The organism is Armatimonadota bacterium (genome assembly GCA_031081675.1).
Taxonomy (GTDB): Bacteria; Sysuimicrobiota; Sysuimicrobiia; order Sysuimicrobiales; family Kaftiobacteriaceae; genus Calidihabitans; species Calidihabitans tengchongensis.
This window is the reverse complement of record JAVHLZ010000002.1, coordinates 59,602-77,702: the sequence shown is the minus strand read 5'-3', so window position 1 is coordinate 77,702 and position 18,101 is coordinate 59,602. Positions and strand designations below refer to the sequence as shown.

The following is an 18,101-nucleotide window of genomic DNA, read 5'->3' as shown; positions in this document are numbered from 1 at the left end:
ATGCGTCCTGCCCGTCACGAGCCGTCCACCGCTACTGCCTGTTCAGTGCCTCAAAGAGGTCCACCTGCTCGGGCAGGCCCACCACCGTCACCTCGTCCCCCTCCCACAGCACCGTATCCGGGGGCGGGTTGGCCAGCACGCTGCCGTCCCGCCGGCGGACCGCCAGGATCCAGGCGCCGGTGCGTTCCCGGATGCGCGCCTGGCGCAGCGAACGGGACCGCCAGGCTCCCGGACCGATGGACATCACCCGCATGGTCAGCGGCAGGGCGGGCGCAGCCTCCGCGCGCCCGGACTCCACCGCCCGCTGCTGCTCCATGTAGGCTTTGACCCGTTCGTGGGAGATCCCCAAAGCCTCCAGCCCGTGGCGCAGCATGGTCTGGGCCGCTTCGAACTCCGGCTGGATGACCTCGGTGGCCCCCGCCTCCGCCAGCGCCGCACGGTCCTGCGGGTGGGGGACCCGCGCCAGGATCGCCGCCGCGGGGTTGATCTGCCTCAGGCGCCGGACGGCCAGGGTGGCCCGCTCCGCGTCCGGGAGGGCGACCACGGCCAGGCGCGCGGCATCCGCACCCGCCCGGCGCAGGACGACCTCGCTGGCCGCGTCGCCCCACACGCAGGGGACGCCTCTGCGGCGGAGCGCATCCACGACCGCCCCATCCAGGTCCACCGCCGCGTACGAGATGCCGAACGCTTCCAGGGCCTCGGCCACCGCCGCCCCCACCCGGCCGAACCCGCAGATGACCACCTGCACCGGGCCCGTGACCGAGGGGGGATGCGACAGGGGGGCGGGTTCGCCGACCCACCGGTGCCCCGCCTGCACCATCCCGGTGGCGACCAGGATCGACAGCAGAGAGGCGGCCAGCAACGCCTGGTAGACCTCCTCCGACATAAGCCCCGCCCCCAGGGCCACCTGGGCCAGGACGAAGGTAAACTCTCCCACCTGGGCCAGGTGGGCACTTGCCAGCGCCGCCGTGGGCCGCGGGTAGCCGAACAGCCGCAGCACGCCCAGGCGCAGGAAGAACTTGCCCCCCACGATCAGCGCCAGCAGCAGGGCCAGATCCCGAAGGTGCGCGACCAGAATCTGGGGCCGGATGAGGGTGCCGACGGACACGAAGAACAGCGCCGCAAAGAGATCGCGCACCGGCAGGACGCGGACCAGAACCTCATGGGTCAGCGGCGACTCGCTGATCATCAGCCCGCCCACAAACGCTCCCAGGGCCAGGGACAGACCCACGCCCTGGGCGAGGGCGGCGGCTCCGATGGCGACGAGCAGCGCCACCAGGAGGAACAGCTCGGTGTTGCGGGTACGGGCCACCCTGACCAGCAGTGCCGGCACCACCCGGTTGGCCAGCACCAACAGGGGCACCAGCGCCAGCACCGCGCGGCCCAGACCCCGGAGAACCGCCCCGGGGCGGACATCGCCGCCGGCGAGGACCGCCAGAAACGCGATCAGGACCACGACCACCAGGTCCTCCATGAGCGTCGTGGCCAGAGCGATCCGCGCGTGGGGAGTGTGGGTTTCTCCTCTTTCGGTCACCAGCCTGGCCACCACCATGGTGCTGGCCACCGACATGACGATACCCACCACCAGCGCCTGCCCCGCCGGCCACCCGACCAGGGTTCCGGCGGGAATCGTCACCCCGATCAGCAGCCCCATCACCAGCGGCGCGCCCACCAGGGCGGGCCTACCCAGCCGGATCAGGTCGCGCAATGACAGCTCCACGCCGATGGAAAACATGACCAGCACGACCCCGATCTGCGCCAGGGTCGCAAACGCCGCCACGTCCTGCACCGCCGGTCCGGGGGTGAAGGGGCTGACCAGAAGTCCCCCCAGGACGTATCCCACGAACAGGGGCTGTCCCGCCAGCCGGGCGAGGACACCACCCGCCAGCGCGGCGGTCAGGACCAGGGCGATGTCGCGGATCACAGGGAGAAGAGACAGCCTCCCGCGCGGACGACGCCTACCAATGCTTCGGACCGGCGGAGCGACAGCCCGTGCGCCAGTCGCCCCCGAGCCGATGCCCGCAGGTGCTCATCACCAGCAGGCTTGACTGCGACCGATGGGATGAAGAGGCGCCGATATTGCGCCGTCTCCTTCCGTCGCGAGAAACGGGCTGGGCCGAGACCCTCCAAGGGCTCTGGCCACGCCACCCCCGGTCAAAGCCCTCACCACCACCGCCGCGAGGCTGTCGGCCGCCCCGGAAAGGACCATCGTCGCCCCAAAAAGGACCCGAAGACCAGCTCACGCCGGCGTCAGCCGTCGCGCTCCAGGACGCCATCCTGCGCGGCGCGGCTGTGCAGGATGTTCGCTGAGAGATCGTACCGTCCGCGGAGCTCATCGACAATCGTCCCGTCCCACTGTGGCACACCGATGAGATAGGCTGCCCGCGCGATCATGTGGGCGGCCACGGGCGCGGTGAGAAGGACGAACACGATCACCGCCGCGGCCCGGGCCATCACGCCGAGGTCGCCGAAGTGCACGGCGACCGACAGGATGACGCATCCGACCCCCAGGGTCGACGCCTTCGTGGCGGCCTGCATCCGGGTGAAGAGATCCGGCATACGCGTGACGCCCACCGCGGCCAGAAGGAGAAAGGCCGTCCCGATGAGCATCAACGCGGTGGAGGCGAGGTTACTCGGCACGGGCCCGCCTCTCCAGATAGCGGGCAAAGGCGACCGTGCCCAGAAACGAGATCAGGGCCAGGACGATCGCCACCTCGATCAGGACACGCTGGTTTGTCTCAATCGAATAGACACCGATGATGCCCACGGCCAGGGCGGAAATCAGATCGAGCGCCACGACCCGGTCGGGCAACGTCGGGCCGCGCGCCAGTCGGACGAAGGCCAGCACCAAAGCAACGCTCAGCACGGCGAACGCCACGACGGTCATCGCAGGACCTCCAGCACTCGGCGCTCGACCCCCCGTTTGATCCGGCGGCGCACCCGCTCGACATCGTCGATGTACATGGCGTGGATGTACAGGACGCGCCGGTCCGATGAGACGTCCAAGCTCAACGTGCCCGGCGTCAGCGTGATCAGGTTCGCCACCATCGTGATCTCCACGTCGGTGCGGGCATCAAGCGGGATGGCGATCGTCCCCGGACGCATGTGGTGCGTCGGCGTGACGACGTCGTAGGCGACGCGGAGGTTAGCCAAGATCAGCTCCCACAGGTAGAAGACCGCGAACCCCAGCACCTGACGGACCTTGCGGAAGTACGAGGAGGTAGGGCCCACGGCCCGCTGCACGATCCAGAGGACCAGGTGTCCGAGGGCGAACCCGACGAGCAGGTTGAGCACCGTGACCTGCCCGGTGACCGCCGCCCAGATCGCAGCCAGAAAAATGTTCCAGAGCAGCATCATTGCGACGGCTCTACCAGGACCGCCCGGATGTACGCCGAGGGGTCAAGCAGTTGGTCGGCCGCCCGCCCGGCCAGGGCGAAGAACGGCTGCCCGGCCAGACCCAGGATCACCGTGATCAGGGCCAGCGCGGTGATCGGCCCGACGATCCAGGCCTCCCCTCCGGACCCCGTCGCTCCCGTCGCCCCCCCCGGCTTCCAGAACGCTTCGGCCCAGATCTTCGTCATCGAGAACAGCGTGAGCAGCCCCACGCCGAGGGCCGTGGCCACGATGACGTACTCGCCGCGGTCCAGGCCCGCCCGGGCCAGGGCCAGCTTGGCGAAAAACCCGGACAGGGGCGGCATCCCTGCCAGGGACAGCGCGGGGATCAAAAACAGTATACTGAGCGCCGGCGCCTCGCGGTACAGTCCCCCGAGCAACTTCAACTCGAAGGTGCCGCGCAGCTGGTGGACCGCGCCGCTGACCAGGAAGAGGTTGGTCTTCACCACGATGTGGTGCACGATGTAGAAGATCGAGCCTGCCAGGGCGGGCCGAGTAAACAGACCCAGGCCAAGGATCATGTAGCCGATCTGGCTGATAATGTGGAACGAAAGCACGCGCCGGAGCTCGTTCTGGGCCACCGCGCCCAGCACGCCAGTCACCATGGTCAGGCCGGAGACGACGAGGATGATCCGATGCGTGTAGCCCACATCCTGGACGAAGAGCAGGGTGAAGACGCGGATCATCACGTATACGCCGACTTTGGTCAGCAGGCCGGCGAAGAGGGCCGAGACGGCAACGGGGGGCGTATGGTACGCGGCGGGCAGCCAGAAGAACAATGGGAAGATCGCGGCCTTCACGCCGAAGGCCACGAGGAAGAGGACCCCCAGCGTCGTGACCAATCCGGGCGCCGCGGACGTCCGGAGTTTGACCGCCAGGTCGGCCATGTTCAGGGTTCCGGCCGTGCCATAGAGGACGCCGACCGCGGCCAGGAACAGTGCGGAGGACATCAGGTTCAGTGTCACGTACTTGATGGCGCCCTCCAGCTGCGGCCGTTCCCCGCCGAGCGCCAGCAGCACGAACGAGGCGATCAGCATGACCTCGAACCAGACGTAAAGGTTGAAGAGGTCGCCTGTCAGGAAGGCGCCGCACACCCCCAGCAACAGCAGATGCAGCAGCGGGTAGTAACCGAAGGCCTCGCGCCGCGCGTCCACGGCGGCGAGCGAGTAGACGGCCACGGCCAGGGCGATCACCCCCGTGACCGTGACCATGATCGTGCTGAACAGATCCGCGACCAGCGTGATGCCGAACGGCGCCGGCCAGCTCCCTACCTGCACCACGAGGATCCCGGCCCGGGAGACTGTGCGGAGCAGGACGATCGCCGCCCCGAGCAGCGCCGCCGCACCGGCCACGCCCAGGCCACGCTGTACGGACCGGCGTCCCCAGGCCATCAGGCAGGCCACGGCCGTGACCAGCGGGATCACCAGGGGCAGGATCGGAAGCATGCTCACGTGTCGGTGGTCTTCATCGAGTCGAGGTCGTCGCTGCGCACCACCTGCACTACCCGGTGGACGAGAACCACGGCGAAGGCCAGCACGCCGAAGCCGATGACGATCGCGGTGAGGATCATCGCCTGAGGCAGCGGATCGGCGTAGGGCGAGGACAGCTGCGCCTGGCCGGGCGGGACGAGGGGCGGCCGGCCCCGGGTCACCCCCGCCGCCGTGAAGATCAGCAGGTTGGCCGCGTTCGTCAGCACGGCAAGCCCGATGAGGAGCTTGACGATGCTGCGCCGCAACATCAGATACAGGCCGACCGCGTACAGCCCCCCGATGACGAGCCCCAGCGGCGTCTCCACCGCTACTCCTCCGCGAGCGACATGAAGATCGTCAGGACCGTCCCCACCACCAGCAGGTAGACCCCGACGTCGAAGATCAGCGGCGTGCCCACCGTCACGCGCGCGGCGGCATGCAGCGGGAAATCCCACCACTGCCCGGTGAGAAGCGGCTGTCCGCGCAGCAGGGCGACGGCGCCGCTGGCCAGGATGATGAGCAGCCCCACCCCCACCGGCAGGCGAGAATCCACACGCAGGAGCATGCGAGTCGCCGGCACGCCGTACGCGATGGCATACAAGGTGAACGCCCCCGCGGCGACCAGTCCGCCGACGAAGCCGCCACCCGGCTCATGGTGCCCGGTGGCCAGCAAGAACAGGGAAAAGAGCAGCAGAAGCGGCAGGAGAAACCGGGCCGCCGTGGAGAGGATCAAGGACGTCATGGCCGCGGCTCCTCCGGTCGCAGCTTGAGCAGCACATACACACCGATGCCGGCCACGGCCAGCACGACGGTCTCCCCCAGGGTGTCCAGCGCGCGGAAGTCCACCAAGATGACATTCACGACGTTCCGGCCGTGGCCCAGCAGGTAGCTGTTCTGGGCGAAGTACGCGGAAACGGTGCGGGGCGCGCCGGCCGCCGCGGCCGCCAGGACCAGGACCGCCATCAGCCCTCCTGTAACCAGGGCCACCGCCACGTCCCTTATCCGCGCCGCAGGATGCGAAAGCACCGTGAAGCGGGGAAGGTGGTAGAAGGCCAAAACGAACAGGATCACGGTCAGCGTTTCCACCAGGAACTGCGTGATGGCCAGATCGGGCGCCCCGAAGAGGAAGTAGATCAGCGCCACGCCGTACCCGGTGACCCCCAACGCTGCCACGGCCCCCAGGCGGGATGGGGACCGCGCGGCCCAGGTGGCGGCCACGATGATCAGCGCGGCCAGCACCAGCTCATGGAATCGCGCATCGCTCCAGTCCCACAGCAGCGGGCCGCCTGCCACACGGGCCCGGACCAGTGTGTACCACCCGGTGACTGTGGCGGCAAGAATGATCAGCAGCAGATAGTAGCGGAGGTAGCCGCTTTGCAGCAGGCGGGTCTGGGCCACTGCCGCCCGGTTGAGGCCGTCCAGACCGGCATCATACGCCCGCGCCGGTCCCCAAGGCAGGATCTTCGCCATGCTCCCCAGGGTCGGCCGCAACACGCCCTGCGCGGTGTAGATCGCAAGCCCGCCGACAAGACCCACGAGGCTGAGGGCCAGACTGGGGTTGACGCCGTGCCAGAGCGCCAGTGAAACATCCGCCGACCCCGGCGCCACTGCTCCGGCGGCCGGTTCGACCAACGGCCGCGCCAGGAGACCGGGCGCAACACCCATGGCCAGACCAAGCGCGCCGAGCACCAGCGGACCCAGCCACAGGGTCACGGGACCGTCGTGCCTGGCGTTTGCGGGGACGATCCGGGGGCCGACAAACGGCGCGATGCCGGAGATCAGGGCGATGGCCACGTAGAGGATGCTCCAGGCGACGGTCACCGTCGTCCACGCCGCGCCCCCGCCCGGGACGTGCAGGATCGTTTCATAGGCCAGTTCCTTCCCGATGAAACCCAGAAACGGCGGGAGACCCGCCATGGCCAGCGCAGAGAGCCAAGCGGCGAGCGCTGTCGTGCGCATGACCCGGCCGAGCCCCGTCAGCCCGGTGATCTCGCGGACACCGGTCTCGTGATCCACGACTCCGGCGACGAGGAACAGGGCACCCTTGTACAATGCGTGGGCCAGCAGGAATACCATGGCCGCCGCCGCCGCGACCTCCGTGCCGAAGCCGAGCAGCATCGTGAGCAGACCCAGCGCGCTCACGGTGGAGTAGGCCAGGATCCGCTTCAGGTCGACCTGCATCATGGCCAGGATCGCGCCGGTGATCATCGTGGCCGCGCCGATCGCCGTCACCGAGGACGACCACCCTTCCATGCCGGCGAACAGCGGGTTGAGCCGGGCCAGCAGGTAGACGCCCGCCTTGACCATCGTCGCCGAGTGAAGGAAAGCGCTGACCGGCGTGGGCGCCTCCATCGCATTGGGTAACCAGAAGTGAAACGGGACCTGGGCGGACTTGGCGAATGCGCCGGCCAGGATGAGGAACATCGCCGGCTGAATCAACTCATGGCTACGGACAATCTCCTTTCGCGCCAGGATGGTAGACAGATCGTAGCCGCCCGCGGCCGATCCGAGCATGAGGATGCCGGCCAGCAGGGCCAGGCCTCCCAGGCCCGTGACGAGCAGGGCCTGCAGCGCCGCGGCCCGCGCCTCCGGTCGCTCATGGTCGAAGCCGATCAGAAGGTACGAACTCAGGCTCGTCAGTTCCCAGAAGACGAACAAGGTGATGAGGTCGTCGGCCAGCACGAGGCCCAGCATCGACGCCATGAACATCAGGATGAAGGCATAGAATCGGTGAAGATGCGGGTGCCCCGCCAGGTATCCGCTCGAATACACCACGATGAGGCTGCCGATGCCGGTGATGAGCAGGGCGAAGAGCAGGCTCAGTCCGTCGAGCTTGAACGAGAACGCGACGTCGAGCGCCGGCACCCAGGACAGGCCCGACACACGCGGCCCGTACTCACCGACGATCAGAAGCTGGCTGCCGAAGTACAGGGCCAAGCCGAGCGGGAGCAGGGCGAGAAGCCAACCGGCGGACCGACCCGCGCGTCGGGACAGCGCGGGTGCTGCCGCCGCCAGAACGTATCCGGAAAGCACGGCCGCGACGATCCCCATCAGCTCTGGGTCTTCACGCGCGAGTCCAGGGGGTATCGGCCATCACGCCAGGTGGGGAACATTCTCCTCCCGTCTCCCCTCATACTCCTGCGCTCAGGGCCGCAGGCGTGAAGACCCTCCTCTGGGTTGCACCACGAGCTGGATCGCTGGAGGGACGGCGACGACGTCACGGCCAAGCACAACAACATCCCGATACCGTCTCGCCCTGACTCGCGCAGACCCGCCTCCCACGTGAAGCAAAGGGGCTGACCGCGGCGGTCAGCCCCTCTGCCAATACCACACCCATGATGCCACAGCGCCATCGGTGGGTCAACCTGAACTCCCCGGTTCCCCGAATGAGTACCCCCCGTGCCGGGTACGGACTGCCGGCGCCAGACAGACTACACGAGGCCCCGCTTCCGGGCGCCCCACCGCCACGAACTCGCCGGGCGTCGCCATGCTCCCCCACAGCGGCCAGGAGGGCGGCGCGCAGGGCACGCCGACTACCCCGATTCCTCCAGACCCCGGGGAATCCTGCTGCGGACTGCGCGTCTGACATCGGGGCGGGGCGCGGCGAGGGGCCCGACTCGGGGCGGATCAGAGCGAACCTGTGCGCCCTCTGAGCGTGCCATCCACACGTCCACCCGCCCGCCGTCATCGGATGAAAAACAGCGTCGCGAAGTACACTACCAGGAGGACCACCCCCAGGGGGACTCCCCAGCGCGCCCAGGCCCGGCTGCGGATGCCCAGGCGGTTGGCGGCGATGATGTTGGGAATGTTGCCGGGGATGAGCATGCCCCCGCTGATGAGCAGGCCCAGCAGCACCGCGCGCACCTGCTGCGGGGTCATGCGCGGGCTGATCTCGGCGGCGGTCAGGGTGGCGTTGTCGAGAATGGCCGAGACCGTGTTGATCCAGTACAACACCCGCGCGTCCAGCCCGATGATGTAGCGGTCGATCAGGGGCCGGAACCCCTCCCCCAGCAGGGTGAGGGCCATCACGAAGACGTAGACGCGCACCGCCCGGGCCGCCACGCTGCGGTAGGTCTCCTGGGGTCCCGTCTCGGCCAGAGACTCGCCCTGGTAGCGCAGAGGCAGCAGCGCCACCACGCCTCCCAGCGCCAGGATCCCGGGAATCACCCAGGGCCCCAGCAGCCGCAGCAGGAACCAGAAGTCGGCCCCCAGCTTGGCGGTGGCGATGGTGGACAGCGGTTCGCCCACCGGCGTCAGTGCCGCTCCCATCCCGATGGCCATGCAGGCCACAATCACCAGGCGGGTCTCGTCCTCACGGCGGAAGCCTAGCGCGCTGACCACCTCCACCAGGACGAGGGAGGCAATGATCACGGTGATGATGCTGCTCAGCAGGGCGAGGACCGTCACCACCACGGCCACCACCGCCCGCATGGGCAGGACCAGGCGCAGGCGGACCAGCAGCGTCCCCAGGTGGTTGCGGGTCCAGTGAAACACCAGCCCCGCCAGAAACACGGCCGCCGTGATGGGCAGCGGGTGGGTGAGGGCGGCGACGACCAGCGGCCGGGACAGGACTCCCGCCCCGGCCGCGGAGAGGAGCCCCATCGCGAACAGGAAAGCTTCCAGGTTCTGCTCCACCCGGTGCAGGAGCAGCGGCAGCACCAGGACCAGCACCAGGATGATCAGGTCAATGGCAACGACGACGTCCACAACGGTCACCATTATACGCGACGGACGCACGCTCGCCGGCCGGGGGGACAGTCCCCCGGTCAGTCTGGGGACAGTCCCCCGCTCCGACGGGAGGAGACATGTGCCGGGCCAGGGGAGCGGTACCGTCCCTGAACGGAGAACGGGGATCGTCTCCGTCCGGCAGGAGGGGACAGTCCCCGACGGGAGGTGGGGACAGTCCCCACAGAAGGGGGCAGTCCCCGGGGCTACGGCGGGTACAGGGGGCGCGCGCGGTCGGCGGGGCCCAGGATCGCCATGCGGGTCATGGTGGAGGCGTCTTCGCCCTCCAGGTCCACCCGGACTGTCATGACCTGATCCCTATCCCACAGGATGGGCCACAGCAGCCCGAGATCCACCGGCACCGGCAGGGTCGGGACGGCGTCGACCTGCACCCAGTGGAGTTCGCCCTCATCCGACGCCACAGGCTCCCCCGGCGGGGCGACGGCAACAAACACCAACAGCACCCACAGGAGGCTGGCGGGGCGGACCGACACGAACTCCACCGCGCGCAGCCGCGGTCGGGCGATCCGCATGCCGGTCTCCTCGAAAACCTCGCGGACGCACGCCGCCCAGGGATCTTCGCCAGGCGCGACCTTGCCTCCCACGGCGTTCCACAGACCCGCGTTGGGCGGGCGGCGGCGCCGCAGCAGCAGCACCTGGTCGTCCCGCCGCAGCAGGCACAGGGTGCGCACCGCGGGTGGACGCATGGTCATGCTTCCGACCGCCCCCATCACCCCGTCGCGTCGGGAGGAGGTGCCGGTCCCGACAATGGAGGGCCGCCGCGGGAGACCGCAGCCAGGCTGCCGCGCAGCCGCCCGAGCAGATCCTCCACCGCCCCCACGGGGTCGGTCGCGCGCTCTGCGGCTTCCACCAGCGCGCTGCCCACGATCACCCCGTCGGCCACCCGCCCCAGGGCCTGCGCCTGCTGCGGCGTGGCGATCCCGAAGCCCACGCAGACCGGCAGGGACGTCACCGCCCGGGCGCGGCGCACCAGGGCTTCCGCCTCCGGCGGGAGCGCATCGCGCGCGCCGGTGACGCCGGTGAGCGAGACGCAGTACAGAAAGCCGCGGCTGTGGCGGGCGGCCAGGGCCAGGCGCGCGTCGGAGGTCGTGGGCGCGACCAGGAAGATGGTGTCCAGGTCGGCGCGCCGGGCGGAGCCGATCAGGAGGTCGGCCTCGTCCACCGGCAGGTCGGGCACCACCACCCCGTCCACACCCGCTGCCCGGGCCCGGGCGCAGAAGCGGTCCACCCCGAACTGCAGGAGGGGGTTGGCGTAGGTCAGGACCACCACGGGGGTATCGGCGGTCTGGCGCACCTGCCTGACGATCTCCAGCGCCGCGGCGACGGTCACCCCCGCGCGCAGGGCCCGCCCGCCGGCCCGCTGGATGGTGGGGCCGTCGGCGATGGGATCGGAAAAGGGGATGCCCACCTCCAGGATGTCTCCCGCCCGGGCGGCGGCGCGCAGCAGCGGGATACAGCGCTCCGGGTCCGGGTCGCCCGCCATCAGGAACGGGATCAGGGCAGGGCGGTGCAGGCCGGCGAAAACCGACGCGAGGCGACTCACGGATGCCTGGACGCGGATGCCTCGAGCCCCACGGCGCGGGCCACCACCTCCACGTCCTTGTCCCCCCGCCCGGACAGGCCCACCAGGACCACGGCGCCGTCGGGCAGGTCCCGGACCAGGCGTGGCAGGTAGCCCAGGGCGTGGGCGGGCTCCAGGGCCGGCAGGATCCCTTCGGTGCGGGCCAGCAGGCGGAACCCCTCCAGGGCCTCCTCGTCGGTCACCGCCACGTACTCGGCGCGCCCGCTCTCCTTGAGGTAGGCATGCTCGGGGCCGACCGCGGGGTAGTCCAGGCCCGCGGAAATGGAGTGGGTGGCCCGCACCTGCCCATCGTCGTCCTGCAGCAGGTAGGTCAGCGCGCCGTGCAGCACGCCCGGCCGACCGGCGGCCAGCGTGGCGGCGTGCTCCCCGCTGTCCAGGCCGCGCCCTCCCGCCTCCACCCCCACCAGCCGCACCGGGTCATCCCGGAAGGCAGAAAACAGCCCGATGGCGTTGGACCCCCCGCCCACGCAGGCCACGGCCACGTCGGGCAGCCGCCCCTCCGCCTCCAGGATCTGCGACCGGGCTTCCCGGCCGATCACCGCCTGGAAGTCGCGGACGATGGTGGGATACGGATGGGGACCCACCACCGAGCCGATGACGTAGAAGGTCGTGCGCACGTGGGTCACCCAGTCGCGCAGGGCCTCGTTGATGGCGTCCTTCAGCGTGCGGCTGCCGGCGTCCACCGGCACCACCTCGGCGCCCAGCAGGCGCATGCGGACCACGTTGAGGTGCTGGCGGACCATGTCTTCGGTGCCCATGTACACCACGCACTGCAGCCCCAGCAGGGCCGCGGCGGTGGCCGTGGCCACGCCGTGCTGGCCGGCTCCCGTCTCGGCGATGATGCGGCTCTTGCCCATGGCCTGGGCCAGGAGGACCTGTCCCAGGGCGTTGGTGATCTTGTGGGCGCCGGTGTGCAGCAGGTCCTCCCGCTTCAGGTAGACCCGCACCCGCCCCAGCGCCCGGGAGAGCCCCTCGGCGAAGAACAGCGGGGTGGGCCGGCCGGCATAGGTGCGCAGGTAGCGCCGGTAGCGGTCCTGGAATCCGGGGTCGTCCCGCAGCCGGGTGAAGGCGCCCTCCAGTTCCTCCAGGGCGGGGATGACCGTCTCGGGGACAAACCGCCCTCCAAAGGGACCGAAATACCCCCGCCGCCCCCGAGCTCCCACCTGGGTCATCGGCGACCTCCTCCGCCGGCATCCCACCGGCGCACCGCCTCGACGAACGCCCGGATCTTGGCCGGATCCTTCCTCCCGTCGGTCTCCACCCCGCTGCTCACGTCCACGGCGTAGGGCCGCACCTGCTCCAGGGCGGCGGCGACGTTGGCGGGCGTCAACCCTCCCGAGAGCACGATCCGGTGGACCCGCGCCACCCCGGCCGCCAGGCTCCAGTCAAAGGTGCGCCCGGTGCCGCCGGGGCGGGTCGGATCGTAGGCGTCCAGGAGAAACGCGCTCACCCGGTACCGCTCCAGTCCCTGCAGGGACTGCCCGCCGGACACCCGCACGGCCTTGATCACCGGTACGGGCAACGCCGCGCACAGCTCGGGTGGCTCATCCCCGTGCAGCTGGACGGCGCTGAGCCCGCACGCCTCCACCGCCTCCAGGATGCGGCCGCGGTCGGCGTCCACGAACACCCCCACCCGGGCCACGAACGGCGGCAGCGACCAGGCGATGGCGGCCGCCTGGTCGGCGGTCACCCGCCGGCGGCTGGGGGCAAACACGAAGCCCACCGCGTCCGCCCCCGCCTCCACGGCGGCCTGCGCGGCCTCCGGGTCGGTGATCCCGCAGATCTTGACCCGCGTCATGACGGCACCCGCCGGGACCCGCGGCCAGAGGCCGACGAACCCCGCCCTCGCACTCCGGATCCCCGCCCCGCCTACAGGCGCAGCCCCATCTTCTCCCGCACTTCCTCCATGGTGGCCTGGGCGACGGGGCGGGCGCGCCGGGCGCCGTCGGCCAGGATGTCCCGCAGGTCGTCGGGGCGCCGCAGCAGCTCGTGGTAGCGCTCGCGCACCGGGGCAAAGGTCTTGACGATGGCCTCGGCCAGCACCTGCTTCATCTCGCTGTAGCGGATGGTTCCTTTCTGGTAGGCGTCCGCGAACTCGGGATAGCGGTCCGGCGCGAACACCTCGAGCAGCGTGAACAGGTTGGCCACGCCGGGGCTGGCGTCGTCCAGGCGCGCTCCGGGAGCCGGCGGCCCGGGGTCGGTGACGGCCGCGCGGACCTTCTGGCGGATGCTGTCGGGGTCCTCCACCAGGGCCACGTAGCTGCCGGGCACGCTCTTGCTCATCTTCACCATCGGGTTGTTCAGGGCCATGATGCGCGCCCCCTTGGTGAGGCGCGCTTCCGGCAGCGGGAACGTCTCGCCGAACTGCTTGTTGAACCGCTCGGCGATATCCCGCATCAGCTCGATGTGCTGCACCTGGTCCTCGCCCACCGGCACCAGCCGCGCCTTGTACAGCAGCACGTCGGCGGCCTGCAGCACCGGGTAGTTGAGCAGCCCCGCCATGACGCCGCGGCGGGCGTAGCGGCTCTTTTCCTTGAACTGGGTCATCCGCTCCAGCTGCCCCAGCGGGGTCAGCACGTTGAGCAGCCACATGAGCTCGCAGTGCTCGTGCACGTGGGATTGCACGAACAGCACCGACCGCTGCGGGTCGATGCCGGCGGCGATGTTGGCGGCCGCCGCCTCCAGCACCCGCCGGGGAAACTCCGCGGGATCGTAGGGCACGGTGATGGCGTGCAGGTCCACGATGCAGAAGTACGACTCGTACTCCGCCTGCAGCTGGACCCACTGGCGCAGGGCCCCCACGTAGTTGCCGATGTGGATCACGCCCGTGGGCTGGATGCCCGAGAAGACCCGCACCGGGACCGCCGGGGCCTCGTCCCGCGCGGGCTGGGTCTGGGTGTCGAGCCGTGACGTCATGGCGCACCTCGCAACGCCCGCAGCGTCTTCGCCGGATCCGGGCTGGCCATGAGCGCCGTTCCCACCAGGACGGCGTCCACGCCCGCCCTCTCCATCCGCTCCACCTGCTCCCGGGTCTGCAGGCCGCTTTCGCCGACCACCAGGATACCCCGGGGGATCAGCGGCCGCAGCCGCACCGTGGTCTCCAGGTCCACCTCCAGGGTGCGCAGGTCGCGGTTGTTGATCCCCACCAGGTCGGCCCCGGCAGCCAGGGCGGCGGCCACCTCCCCGGCGGTGTGCACCTCGATCAGGGCGTCCAGCCCCCGGCGGCGGGCGTGGTCCCGGTACGCGCGCAGCCGGTCGGCGTCCAGCACCGACGCCATGAGCAGCACCGCCGCGGCCCCGGCCGCCGCCGCGTCGTCGATCTGCACCGGGTCGACGACGATCTCCTTGCACAGGACCGGCAGGCGCGTGGCCCGGCACACGGCCGCCAGGGCCTCCCACGACCCGCCAAAGTAGCGGGCGTCGGTCAGCACCGACAGGGCGCCGGCGCCGGCCCCTTCCAGCGCCCGGGCCAGGTCCACCGGGTCCACCTGTCGGCGGATCACCCCCGCCGACGGCGAGGCCGCCTTGATCTCGGCGATGACCACCAGTCCCGGGGCGGCCACAGCCTCGCGGAACCGGCCCGGCCGGCCGACCGGCCCCCCGACGGCCGTGCCCGCGGCCTTGCGGCGGGCCACCTCGTCCCGCTTGTAGGCCACCATCTCGTCCAGGACCACGCCGCCTCCCCGACCCTCACGGGGTCGCCGCGCGGGTGTGGGCCCGCAGGGCCTGAAGCTTCTCGTAAGCCGCGCCCGCGTCGATCGCCCGCGCCGCCAGGGCCACCCCCTCCCGCCAGTCGCCGGCCAGACCGGCCGCCAGCAGCGCCGCCCCCGCGTTGGCCAGGACGATGTCCCGCCGCGGCCCCCGCTCCCCGCGCAGCACCGCCTCGGTGGCCGCCGCGTTGGCCTCGGGCGGCCCGCCGGCGATCGCCTCGGGCGCCGCCAGGGGCAGACCCAGGTCGTCGGGGGTGATGACGTAGGTCCGCACCTGTCCCTCGCGCCACTCGCTGACCCGGGTGGGGCCCACCGTGGAGACCTCGTCGATGCCGTCGAGGCCGTGCACCACCAGGGCGCGGCGGGCGCCCATCTCTCCCAGCACCCGCGCCATCATCTCCGTCAGGTCCGGGCTGTAGGCGCCCACCACCAGGTAGCCGGCGTTGGCGGGGTTGGTCAGCGGCCCCAGGATGTTGAAGACGGTGCGGATGCCGATCTCCCGGCGCGGCCCCACGGCGTGCTTCATGGCCGCGTGGTAGAGGGGCGCGAACAGAAACCCGATGCCGATGTCCTCGATGGCCCGGCGGACCACCTCGGGCGGCACCTGGATGCGCACCCCCAGGGCCTCCAGCACGTCGGCCGCCCCCGACAGGCGCGACACGGCCCGGTTGCCATGCTTGGCCACGTAGCCTCCGGCGGCCGCCACCACGAATGCGCTGGTGGTGGAGATGTTGAAGGTGCTGAGGCGGTCGCCCCCGGTGCCCACCACGTCGATGAGGGTGTCCACCGCCGGGGTGATGCGCTGGGCCCGCTCGCGCATCGCCCGGGCGAACCCGGCGACCTCGTCCACCGTTTCTCCCTTCATGCGCAGGGCGGTGATCAATGCCGCGATCTGGGCCGGCGTGGCCGCGCCGTCCATCACCTCTCCCATGGCCGCCCACGCCTCCTGCTCGGTGAGATCCTCGCGGCCCACCACCTTGCGGATCGCTTCCACCACCGCCGCCACGGTCATCCCCCCCGCGCCGCCGCCGGTTCCCCGCTCCCCGCCCCCCGGCCCTTAAGCGGCACTCCCGCCAGCGCCAGGAAGTTGGCCAGCAGATCCCGGCCGGAGGCCGTCAGGACCGACTCGGGGTGGAACTGCACGCCTTCCACCAGGGCGTGGCGGTGGCGGACTCCCATCACCGTCCCGTCCTCCAGCCAGGCGGACACCTCCAGCTCGGGGGGCAGGGAGTCGCGCTCCACCACCAGCGAGTGGTAGCGGCCGGCCACCAGGGGATCCGGCAGGCCCGCGTAGATCGTCCTCCCGTCGTGGCGCACCGGCGACGCCTTGCCGTGCACCGGCGACGCTGCCCGGACCACCCGCCCGCCGAAGGCGGCCCCGATGCACTGGTGCCCCAGGCATACCCCCAGGATGGGAATCCGGCCGGCCAGGGCGGTGACCACGGCGGTGGAGATCCCGGCCTCGGCAGGCGTGCAGGGCCCCGGGGAGATCACCACCGCCTGCGGGCGGAGGGACAGGATCTCGCCGGGCGTGGTCTGGTCGTTGCGGAAGACGGCCACCTCCCCGGCCAGATCGCCCAGGGACTGGACCAGGTTGTAGGCGAAGGAGTCGTAGTTGTCGACGACGACGATCATCCGGCCACCCCGCGTTCCCGGCCCGAGGGTCGAGGGCTGACGTGCGCCCCCGGGTCTGGCCCCGGCGGCCCACCCCCGTGCGCTGACTCCCGCCGCTGCCGCGCCACCCGCTCAATCGCCCGCACCAGCGCCGTGGCCTTGTTCACCGTCTCCACGTATTCCCGCTCGGGCACCGAGTCGGCCACGATCCCGGCGCCCGCCTGGACATGAGCTCGCCCGCCGGCCACCACGATGGTGCGGATGGTGATGGCGGTGTCCAGGGTGCCCGCAAACCCCAGGTAGCCCACCGCGCCGGCGTAGGGGCCCCGGGCGACCGGCTCCAGTTCGTCAATGATCTCCATGGCCCGCACCTTGGGCGCCCCGGTCACCGTCCCGGCCGGGAAGCACGCCCGCAGCACGTCCACCGCGTCCAGGCCCGGCCGCAGGCGTCCCCGGACGTCGGAGACGATGTGCATGACATGGGAGAACCGCTCCACCGCCATCAGCTGCGCCACGCGCACGGTTCCGTACTGGCACACCCGCCCCAGGTCGTTGCGGCCCAGGTCCACCAGCATCACGTGCTCGGCCCGCTCCTTCTCGTCGGCCAGGAGGTCGGCCTCCAGCGCCCGGTCTTCGTCCTCGGTGGCTCCCCGTCGGCGCGTGCCGGCCAGGGGCCGCGTCTCCACCAGGTCGCCGTCCAGCCGCACCAGCAGCTCCGGGGACGACCCGACGATCTGCACTCCCTCGAAGTCCAGGAAGTACATGTAGGGGGAGGGGCTGATGGTGCGCAGCGCCCGGTACAGGTCCAGGGGATCCACCCCCTGCAGCTCCACCGCCAGGCGCCGCGAGAGCACCACCTGGAAGATGTCTCCGGCCCGGATGTACTCCTTGGCCCGCTCCACGGCCCGCAGGAAGTCGGCCACCGGCACGCCGGTGTCCATCACCGGGGAGACGGTCCCGCCTCCCGCGGGAGGCACCGCCGGAGACCGCAGGCGCTCGTAGACCTGTTCGACCCTCTCCACCGCCCGCCGGTACGCCGCCACGGCGTCGCCGTCTATGGCCGCGTTGGCCACGATCCGCAGCGTGTGGCGCACGTGGTCAAAGACCACCACCGCGTCGGCCACCACCAGGTAGCACACCGGCAGGCCCAGGTCGTCGGGAGGGCGATGGGGCAGGCGCTCCCACGCGCGCACCAGATCGTAGCCGAAGTAGCCCACGGCGCCCCCCGTGAAGCGGGGCAGGGACGGGTCTCGCACGGCCCGGTGGCGGCCCAGCAGCTCCCGTACCACCTCCAGGACGTCGCCCTGCCGCCGTTCCACCCGCGCGCCGGACCGGACCTCGACCCCGTCCGGCCAGCCCACCACGGTCATCACCGGGGCGCTGCCCAAAAACGAGTAGCGCCCGATGTGCTCGCCGCCCTCCACGCTCTCCAGCAGAAACGCCTGGCCTCCCGAGCGCAGCTTCAGGAACGCCGTGATCGGCGTCTCCAGGTCGGCGGGCAGCTCGCAGGACACCGGGATCACGGTCCCTCGCCGGGTGCGGCTGAGGAACTCCACCTTGGTCGGCTCGATCTCCAGGACCGACATG

The 18,101-nt window shown here is 70.9% G+C and carries 18 protein-coding genes; all 18 read right to left on the bottom strand.

Going from position 1 to position 18,101, the window contains the following annotated elements; genetic code table 11:
* Positions 1–31: 31 nt before the first annotated feature.
* Positions 32–1,924 carry a cation:proton antiporter gene (locus RB150_01205; GenBank protein ID MDQ7819161.1) on the bottom strand — a complete coding sequence of 631 codons (1,893 nt, stop codon included), beginning with the start codon at positions 1,922–1,924 and terminating at the stop codon, positions 32–34.
* Positions 1,925–2,250: 326 nt separating this feature from the next.
* Positions 2,251–2,640 carry a monovalent cation/H(+) antiporter subunit G gene (gene mnhG, locus RB150_01200; GenBank protein ID MDQ7819160.1) on the bottom strand — a complete coding sequence of 130 codons (390 nt, stop codon included), beginning with the start codon at positions 2,638–2,640 and terminating at the stop codon, positions 2,251–2,253.
* The gene (locus RB150_01195; GenBank protein ID MDQ7819159.1) at positions 2,630–2,887 is read right to left on the bottom strand and encodes a cation:proton antiporter; all 258 of its coding nucleotides are present in this window, start codon (positions 2,885–2,887) and stop codon (positions 2,630–2,632) included. The genes mnhG and RB150_01195 overlap by 11 nt, the downstream gene beginning before the upstream one ends.
* Positions 2,884–3,357 (bottom strand): Na+/H+ antiporter subunit E, encoded by a 474-nt coding sequence (locus tag RB150_01190; GenBank protein MDQ7819158.1) that lies wholly within the window; start codon positions 3,355–3,357, stop codon positions 2,884–2,886. Before RB150_01190 ends, RB150_01195 begins: the two co-directional genes overlap by 4 nt.
* A complete protein-coding gene (locus RB150_01185; protein MDQ7819157.1) occupies positions 3,354–4,838 on the bottom strand; it encodes a Na+/H+ antiporter subunit D in 1,485 nt (494 codons plus the stop codon). Before RB150_01185 ends, RB150_01190 begins: the two co-directional genes overlap by 4 nt.
* A 2-nt stretch (positions 4,839–4,840) precedes the next feature.
* Entirely contained in the window at positions 4,841–5,188 is a 348-nt protein-coding gene (locus RB150_01180; GenBank protein ID MDQ7819156.1) for a Na+/H+ antiporter subunit C, read from the bottom strand.
* Positions 5,189–5,190: 2 nt separating this feature from the next.
* Complete coding sequence (locus RB150_01175) at positions 5,191–5,604, bottom strand: Na+/H+ antiporter subunit B (GenBank protein ID MDQ7819155.1); 414 nt, start codon at positions 5,602–5,604, stop codon at positions 5,191–5,193.
* Positions 5,601–7,907 carry a putative monovalent cation/H+ antiporter subunit A gene (locus RB150_01170; protein ID MDQ7819154.1) on the bottom strand — a complete coding sequence of 769 codons (2,307 nt, stop codon included), beginning with the start codon at positions 7,905–7,907 and terminating at the stop codon, positions 5,601–5,603. Before RB150_01170 ends, RB150_01175 begins: the two co-directional genes overlap by 4 nt.
* A 639-nt stretch (positions 7,908–8,546) precedes the next feature.
* Entirely contained in the window at positions 8,547–9,569 is a 1,023-nt protein-coding gene (locus RB150_01165) for a DUF1646 family protein (GenBank protein ID MDQ7819153.1), read from the bottom strand.
* A gap of 224 nt (positions 9,570–9,793) precedes the next feature.
* Positions 9,794–10,300, bottom strand: coding sequence for an NUDIX domain-containing protein (locus RB150_01160; GenBank protein MDQ7819152.1), 507 nt, complete (start codon positions 10,298–10,300; stop codon positions 9,794–9,796).
* Between the two features lie 17 nt (positions 10,301–10,317).
* Positions 10,318–11,151 (bottom strand): tryptophan synthase subunit alpha, encoded by an 834-nt coding sequence (gene trpA / locus RB150_01155; protein ID MDQ7819151.1) that lies wholly within the window; start codon positions 11,149–11,151, stop codon positions 10,318–10,320.
* A complete protein-coding gene (gene trpB / locus RB150_01150; protein MDQ7819150.1) occupies positions 11,148–12,362 on the bottom strand; it encodes a tryptophan synthase subunit beta in 1,215 nt (404 codons plus the stop codon). The genes trpA and trpB overlap by 4 nt, the downstream gene beginning before the upstream one ends.
* Positions 12,359–12,988 (bottom strand): phosphoribosylanthranilate isomerase, encoded by a 630-nt coding sequence (locus RB150_01145; GenBank protein ID MDQ7819149.1) that lies wholly within the window; start codon positions 12,986–12,988, stop codon positions 12,359–12,361. Before RB150_01145 ends, trpB begins: the two co-directional genes overlap by 4 nt.
* Positions 12,989–13,059: 71 nt before the next feature.
* A complete protein-coding gene (trpS, locus tag RB150_01140; protein MDQ7819148.1) occupies positions 13,060–14,106 on the bottom strand; it encodes a tryptophan--tRNA ligase in 1,047 nt (348 codons plus the stop codon).
* Positions 14,103–14,864, bottom strand: a complete 762-nt coding sequence (trpC, locus tag RB150_01135) for an indole-3-glycerol phosphate synthase TrpC (protein MDQ7819147.1) — start codon at positions 14,862–14,864, stop codon at positions 14,103–14,105. Before trpC ends, trpS begins: the two co-directional genes overlap by 4 nt.
* Before the next feature lie 16 nt (positions 14,865–14,880).
* On the bottom strand, positions 14,881–15,912 hold the full coding sequence (gene trpD, locus RB150_01130) for an anthranilate phosphoribosyltransferase (protein MDQ7819146.1): 1,032 nt from the start codon (positions 15,910–15,912) through the stop codon (positions 14,881–14,883).
* Positions 15,909–16,535 (bottom strand): aminodeoxychorismate/anthranilate synthase component II, encoded by a 627-nt coding sequence (locus tag RB150_01125; protein ID MDQ7819145.1) that lies wholly within the window; start codon positions 16,533–16,535, stop codon positions 15,909–15,911. Before RB150_01125 ends, trpD begins: the two co-directional genes overlap by 4 nt.
* Positions 16,532–18,100 carry an anthranilate synthase component I gene (trpE, locus tag RB150_01120; GenBank protein ID MDQ7819144.1) on the bottom strand — a complete coding sequence of 523 codons (1,569 nt, stop codon included), beginning with the start codon at positions 18,098–18,100 and terminating at the stop codon, positions 16,532–16,534. The genes RB150_01125 and trpE overlap by 4 nt, the downstream gene beginning before the upstream one ends.
* Position 18,101: the final 1 nt, after the last annotated feature.